The 6359-nt window shown below is 44.8% G+C and carries 5 protein-coding genes; 4 read left to right on the forward strand and 1 reads right to left on the reverse strand.

Going from position 1 to position 6359, the window contains the following annotated elements; translation table 11 throughout:
- Nucleotides 1–114 precede the first annotated feature (114 nt).
- The 3 genes from AB6D80_RS11900 to AB6D80_RS11910 all read left to right on the forward strand — a co-directional run bounded on the left by AB6D80_RS11900 (nt 115) and on the right by AB6D80_RS11910 (nt 3324).
- A complete protein-coding gene (locus AB6D80_RS11900; RefSeq protein ID WP_372188598.1) occupies nt 115–1098 on the forward strand; it encodes a GTP-binding protein in 984 nt (327 codons plus the stop codon).
- A gap of 182 nt (nt 1099–1280) precedes the next feature.
- Nucleotides 1281–2567, forward strand: coding sequence for a DEAD/DEAH box helicase (locus tag AB6D80_RS11905; RefSeq protein ID WP_371702202.1), 1287 nt, complete (start codon nt 1281–1283; stop codon nt 2565–2567).
- A 136-nt stretch (nt 2568–2703) separates the two neighbouring features.
- Nucleotides 2704–3324, forward strand: a complete 621-nt coding sequence (locus AB6D80_RS11910; protein ID WP_004731394.1) for a LysE family translocator — start codon at nt 2704–2706, stop codon at nt 3322–3324.
- Nucleotides 3325–3571: 247 nt separating this feature from the next.
- On the opposite strand, the gene AB6D80_RS11915 is transcribed toward AB6D80_RS11910, so the two are convergent.
- On the reverse strand, nt 3572–5599 hold the full coding sequence (locus AB6D80_RS11915; protein WP_372188600.1) for a PhoX family phosphatase: 2028 nt from the start codon (nt 5597–5599) through the stop codon (nt 3572–3574).
- A gap of 252 nt (nt 5600–5851) precedes the next feature.
- Between AB6D80_RS11915 and AB6D80_RS11920 the strand changes: the two genes are divergently transcribed.
- Nucleotides 5852–6193 carry a YggL family protein gene (locus tag AB6D80_RS11920; RefSeq protein WP_102333496.1) on the forward strand — a complete coding sequence of 114 codons (342 nt, stop codon included), beginning with the start codon at nt 5852–5854 and terminating at the stop codon, nt 6191–6193.
- Nucleotides 6194–6359 lie beyond the last annotated feature (166 nt).

Below are 6359 nucleotides of genomic sequence, written 5' to 3' on the forward strand. Positions count from 1 at the left end.
CCTTTCTAGTGACACTCATACAACTTCTGGCTTAAATCATTCTCCGTATAAACAAGCGATTGGGGTCAATTTCTCCGTGATTGTGTATATACTCCTAAAAAAAGGAGAACTGATATGACCAAAAAAGTTCCTACAAACATAATTACGGGTTTCTTGGGTGTTGGCAAAACGACAGCTATTTTGAACCTGCTCAAAAATAAACCTGAGAATGAAAACTGGGCTGTTCTGGTTAATGAGTTCGGGGAAATTGGCATCGATGGCGCATTGATGACAGATCAAGGTGCTTTGATTAAAGAAGTACCGGGTGGCTGCATGTGCTGTACCGCTGGTGTGCCTATGTCAGTGGGTATTAATGCTTTACTACGCCAGAAGCCGGACCGTTTATTGATTGAACCTACAGGGCTTGGTCATCCAAAGCAGGTTATTGCGACGTTAACTTCAGAGCAATACACACCTTATGTTGATTTAAAAGCGACGCTTGGTTTGGTTGACCCTCGAAATCTATCTAATGAAAAGTACACCTCGAATCAGAATTTCAATGACCAACTGGACAGTGCAGATGTGATTCTTGGTACTAAAGTTGACCTTGTTCATTCTGAAGACATCGATGTGTTCAATGATTGGGTGACGGATCAAACGCCAGCAAAAGTATTCTATAAGCTGATTCACGATGGTGAGGTGCCATTGGAAGTGTTGGACATTGAAAGGGTTTACGGCAGTGCTTCCTCTCATCTTGAAGCGCATCATCATGACCACGCTGAACAAGAGCCTCAATTCCAACTGCCTCCCGGTGAAGCGTTTATCCGTAAAGAGAATAAAGGGCAGGGTTATTTTAGTTGTGGTTGGTTGTTTGGCGCAGAGCATAAGTTCGACTTCGATGCGCTATTCTCAATGTTGTCGGAGCTAACGGCTGAGCGCGTGAAAGCCGTGGTAAATACTGACCAAGGTTGCTACGCGTTCAACGTGGCGAATCAAGTTGTATCTGTGAATGAAATTACACTGGACGGCTTTGAGTCTCGTCTTGAAGTGATTGACTCGCAGCTAATGCCGTGGAGCGATCTCGAGCAGATTCTACTCAAGCTGTGTGGCATCAAATAGCCCTGTTTTTGCTGTTTGAACCAAGGATCTTGGTGTTTACCTCGTTGAAGGTGGGATAAACACCAGATTAAATGAGAAAGTTTGCGTTATATCACGATAAATGTGAGATAAATCACTCTAATTACTTTATAGTGCTCGGCTGAAATAAGAATGTAGGCTGTCTGCTTAAGGAACCCGTAACAATGTCATTTTCCTCTCAAGGTTTTGCTCCTGAATTAGTCAAAGCGTTGACTGAGTGTGGTTATGAAAAACTCACTCCAATTCAACAAAAAGCGATTCCAATGGCTCGTAAAGGCCATGATATTTTTGCTACTGCTCAAACCGGTACGGGTAAAACAGCGGCATTTTCATTGCCTGTTATCCAACACCTTTTGAACAGCGACAAAAAGGCGTCTAGAGGAACGGCTCGCGGCCTTATTCTTGCTCCAACTCGTGAGCTTGCTGCGCAGATCGCTCAAAACATTAAAGACTACGTTAAATACACTGAACTAAGCGTTTCAGCGGTTTACGGTGGTAACAAAATGTCTTCACAAGTTCGTCAATTAGAGCTGGGTGTGGATATTTTGGTTGCAACACCTGGACGTTTAGAAGAGCACTTAGAAGCGGGTAACGTGTCTATCGCAAACCTAGAATTTCTAGTATTTGATGAAGCTGACCGTATCCTTGATATGGGCTTCATTAATGCCGTTCGTAAGATCATGCTAGATGTAGAAACATCACCGCAAATCATGATGTTCTCTGCAACGACTTCTACTCAGTTAAACCAACTGTCTGTTGATATTCTACGTAAACCAAAACGTATCAGTGTTGAGCGCGAAAACTCAACGGCTTCTACTGTTGGTCACGTGGTTTACCCTGTGGATCAAGAGCGTAAAACAGAACTGCTTTCTGAGCTGATTGGCCGTAAAAACTGGCGCCAAGTGCTTGTGTTCGTGAACTACAAAGAAACAGCGAATGACGTTGTTAAAGAGCTTAAATTAGACGGCATTAAAGCGGTACTTTGTCACGGTGATAAAGCACAAAGCGCTCGTCGTCGTGCTTTGGATGACTTCAAAGAAGGCAGAGCACGTGTGATGGTAGCAACCGACGTTGCAGCTCGTGGTCTTGATATCGAAGACTTACCACATGTAATTAACTACGACATGCCTTTCCTAGCGGAAGATTACGTTCACCGTATTGGCCGTACAGGTCGCGCTGGTAAACAAGGTCATGCGATTTCTTTCGTTAACCGCGAAGAAGAGTTGACTGTTGTTCAAGTTGAAACACTGATTCAACAACGTATTCGCCGTGTTGAACAACCGGGTTATGAACCGAAGAAACGTGATGCTTACATCGAGAAGCTGAACACTAAATCGGCGTACAAAAACCGCCAAGGTCGTAAGAACAACGCGAACGAAGAGCCTCAAGATCAAGCAAGCGCAGAACGTCGTTTGACTATGATGAAGCGAATTAAAAACCGTCGTAAGTAAAATTACGGTTGGTAATGGAAAAGAGCCACTGTATTGTGGCTCTTTTTCGTTGTGTCGCTAAATATAAGGTAGCTCCTTAGAAAGACAGCTCAACAAGCTAAACACTTAAATAAAAATAAGTCGATAAGGTAATAATATGGATAGCGCACTACTTTGGGCTTTTATTCCCACATTTTTCTTTGTGTCAATTACGCCCGGTATGTGTATGACCTTGGCGTTGACACTTGGAATGAGTGTTGGATACAAGCGTACATTATGGATGATGATCGGTGAATTGGCTGGTGTTGCGGTGGTTTCTATTGCTGCGGTATTGGGTATTGCATCTATTATGTTGAACTACCCGTGGCTATTTACGGGCTTCAAATTTGTTGGTGCAGCTTACTTGTTCTATTTAGGCGTTCAGATGTGGCGTTCGAGAGGTAAACTGGCGATCAGCACTGACAACCAAACAACAAAAGTCAGCAATGATTGGGACTTGGTGGTTCAAGGCTTCGTGACAGCGATTGCGAACCCGAAAGGCTGGGCATTCATGATTTCGTTACTGCCTCCTTTTATTAACAGCAATAAAGACTTAGCGCCGCAGTTGTTGATTTTAGTGTCTATTATTCTAGTTTCTGAATTTGTCTGCATGACCTTATACGCGACAGGCGGAAAGAGCTTAAAGCATATGTTGGGCAAAGCCGATAACGTTAAGTTGATGAACCGTATTGCTGGCACGCTGATGATGGGTGTTGGTGTTTGGTTGTTCGTGAGTTAATTGTGATCAGCGGTAACGGTTTGAGATCCCAATTCAGTCGTTCCTCCTTCTCGAGGATGACGGTGCGTGATTTGGTTTGGGGTGAAGAGCAGTTCACAAAGCCGCAGATCATTAGTTGAGTCAAAGAGCGTATAGAATATAAAAAGAGCGATAGGGCGTTTGGCCTTATCGCTCTTTTTGATTTTACTTAGCTAGCGAACAGAAATTAGATAACAGTAAGGTTACTGATCTTAGCTAGATTTGCTTATTAAACCGCGATTTCACCGCCGTCTTCACGACGAATCACAACGGTAGATGCTCTTGGGCGCACATTGCCTTTAGTCTGTGCGGTCGCATCTTCTGACGATGGCCAGTTTGCAGGGTGTTGAATGTTCACAAACAGTGATTTGTAATCAGGGCTAATGGTAAAGCCTGTTACTTCGCAACCGTTTGGACCAACAAAGAAGCGTTTAAGTTGTGCTTGGTTGTTTGCATCAATTACCGCGCTGTTGCCGTTGTCATCCGTTAACTGAGATGGAACCACTGCCAGCATTTGGTCATTGGTGTAGCCCGTTACTTCGTCTGCGCCGTTATCTGTCTGAATCCACAAGATGCCACGAGCATCAAACGCTAAGCCGTCAGGGCTCGCGAATTGGTTCATGTCTGTTAGACCTGAGCGGTTAATAGACTTGTCTTCTACTGCTGGAGAGCCAAATACGAATATATCCCAATCGAACTCGCCTGCCGTTTTACCTTCATCCCAACGAATAACATGACCGAACTTGTTGTCTACGCGAGGGTTCGCAGAGTTCGCTTCTTTACGCTTGTTGTTATTGGTTAGCGTTAGGTAAGCCGTCCCCGTCATTGGGTCAACAGAGCACCATTCAGGGCGATCCATTGGCGTTGCACCAACAAGGTCGGCAGCGCCTGCTGTATTGATGATAAGCGCTGCTTGAGAGTCAAATGAATCACCTAGCTTACCGCCGTTTTTAGTCTTGCTGCTCAGAGTCAGTGGTAGCCAAGTACCTGAACCATCATCATTGAACTTAGCCACATACAGTGTGCCTTTGTCCATATACTTGTCACCCGCACTTAGGCGATTGCTCGGCTCTGCATCACGTGGGTCCCATTTCGCTTCAGAAACGAATTTGTACAGGTATTCAAAACGAGAGTCGTGGCCAGAATAGAACACGATAGGCTCACCTTCAGTAAGTTTGCCAAACGTACAACCTTCATGACGGAAACAACCCAATGCTGAACGTTTCTTAGCGCGAGAGTTCGCTGTATATGGGTCGATTTCGACAATGTAGCCGTGACCATGTGCTTCGTTACGGTAGTCATCAATCGGCGAATCAGCGCTTGGTGTTACGTCAAAGCGTGCAAACTCGTCTAAGCGTTCTTGTTTATTGCCTGAAAGCGTGTCCCAACCGTAACGTGTTTTGTCGGTTGCGATACCAATACGTTCTTGTGCTGGCGTTGTCTCGCCTTTGTTAACAAAATAACCCGGCCAGTTTTCTTCACACGTTAGGTAAGTGCCCCATGGCGTGTAGCCATTACCACAGTTGTTCAACGTGCCACGAGCTTGGCTGCCGTCTTGTGAGAATTTGGTTTTGGTAAATTCACTGTGAGCAACAGGACCAGATAGATCCATTACGGTCGCGCCCGTGTAGCGGCGGTTAAGTGGATCGTTATCCACCATCACCCACTGGTTGCCATCCAGTTTTACACGAACCACACTCACGCCGTGCGCGTTGATCTCTTTGTGTACTTCATCAAGGCTAGGGCGAGCGCCTTCGTTGTATGTTGGGCCATTAGTGTGCAGTGCTTTTTGGTCGATGTATTCGTGGTTGATCACCAACAAGCCGTCGTTACTGTTGCCATCAAGCGGGAAGAAGTGCATGCCGTCGTGGTGCATGCCCAGTGAGTTCGCTTGATCTTGTGCGTTGTTGGTTCCATCTTTTAACCAAGCCTTGCCTTGCTTGTTCAGTGGGGTACCCCAAGGAACCAATACTTGTGCTGTATAGCCTTTTGGTACAACGACACTGTCTGTTAAAGAGCCTTTAACCGATTCGAAGGCAAGTGTTGCGGTGCTTTTGTGCGCGCCCGTTGCTTGCATTGTCGTAGCGTTAGCCGTGCTGTGACCCGCTAAACCAAATGCGCCAAAGGCGGTCATTGCACTGATGCCAAGACCGCCTTTCAGAACGTTTCTTCTTGAAAGGTTCGCATCTAGAACTTCTTCGAAGGGCTTGTTGTTACTCTTGTTAAAACGAGTGCTATCAAATGTTTCCTTGCTCATCGGGACTGCTTCCTGTTGGCTGACTTTATTATTCGTTATTCACGTGTAACCAAGCTATTTCTAATGAGTTAATAGCTGGTTCAATGTGTGACCAATCGTGAAGCAGTTAAGTGACAGATTTTTATAGTTTTGATTAAGGTTTTGTTTCTGCAGCACGATTTTTCCCGTTAAGCCTCTCGTGTAATACAAAACTCTTGGGAATTAACGAGGAACTGTGTATAAATGCTTTATCAAACGAAAAGAGAGACAGTTATGAAATTAGATAAAATCGAAAACAAAAATCGTCGCCTACGCAAGAAATTATACCTAGGTGAATTCGCTATTTTAGGTTTTGAAGTAAGCTGCACGACTTCGATTGCTGATTTTGACCAGTACGATGTGTTCATTGACGAGTTCATCGATTTCATTGATAGCATCGGTCTGTGCTTTGGTGGTGGTGGCCTTGAGCTGTTTGAAGGTTTCTTATGTTCTATTGAGCGCTACCGTTCAGTAACAGAAGCAGAACAACTGCAAGTTGCACAATGGCTTGAAGCTCGCGCAGAAGTAAGCAAAGTTGAAGTAAGCGAACTGATTGACGCAAACTACGCATTCTAATTTGGTGATGTATGGTTCGCTCAGCTGAAATCGATTGAGCTTTCGTGAGAGAACTTTGACACATCAGATAAAAGGCCCAGTCGGTATGTCGATTGGGCCTTTTGCGTTTGGTTGTCCCGTCCTGAAATGTGTTTACACATTGAGGACGAATTATGACTACTTCAAA

Source organism: Vibrio sp. 10N.247.310.17, assembly GCF_041466605.1.
In the GTDB taxonomy this organism is placed as follows: domain Bacteria; phylum Pseudomonadota; class Gammaproteobacteria; order Enterobacterales; family Vibrionaceae; genus Vibrio; species Vibrio tasmaniensis_A.

What these genes read in the sequence shown, in the direction of transcription:
- AB6D80_RS11900 (WP_372188598.1), top strand. Translation starts at nt 115, where the DNA reads ATGACCAAAAAAGTTCCTACAAACATAATTACGGGTTTCTTGGGTGTT.
- AB6D80_RS11905 (WP_371702202.1), top strand. Translation starts at nt 1,281, where the DNA reads ATGTCATTTTCCTCTCAAGGTTTTGCTCCTGAATTAGTCAAAGCGTTG.
- AB6D80_RS11910 (WP_004731394.1), top strand. Translation starts at nt 2,704, where the DNA reads ATGGATAGCGCACTACTTTGGGCTTTTATTCCCACATTTTTCTTTGTG.
- AB6D80_RS11915 (WP_372188600.1), bottom strand. Translation starts at nt 5,599, where the DNA reads ATGAGCAAGGAAACATTTGATAGCACTCGTTTTAACAAGAGTAACAAC.
- AB6D80_RS11920 (WP_102333496.1), top strand. Translation starts at nt 5,852, where the DNA reads ATGAAATTAGATAAAATCGAAAACAAAAATCGTCGCCTACGCAAGAAA.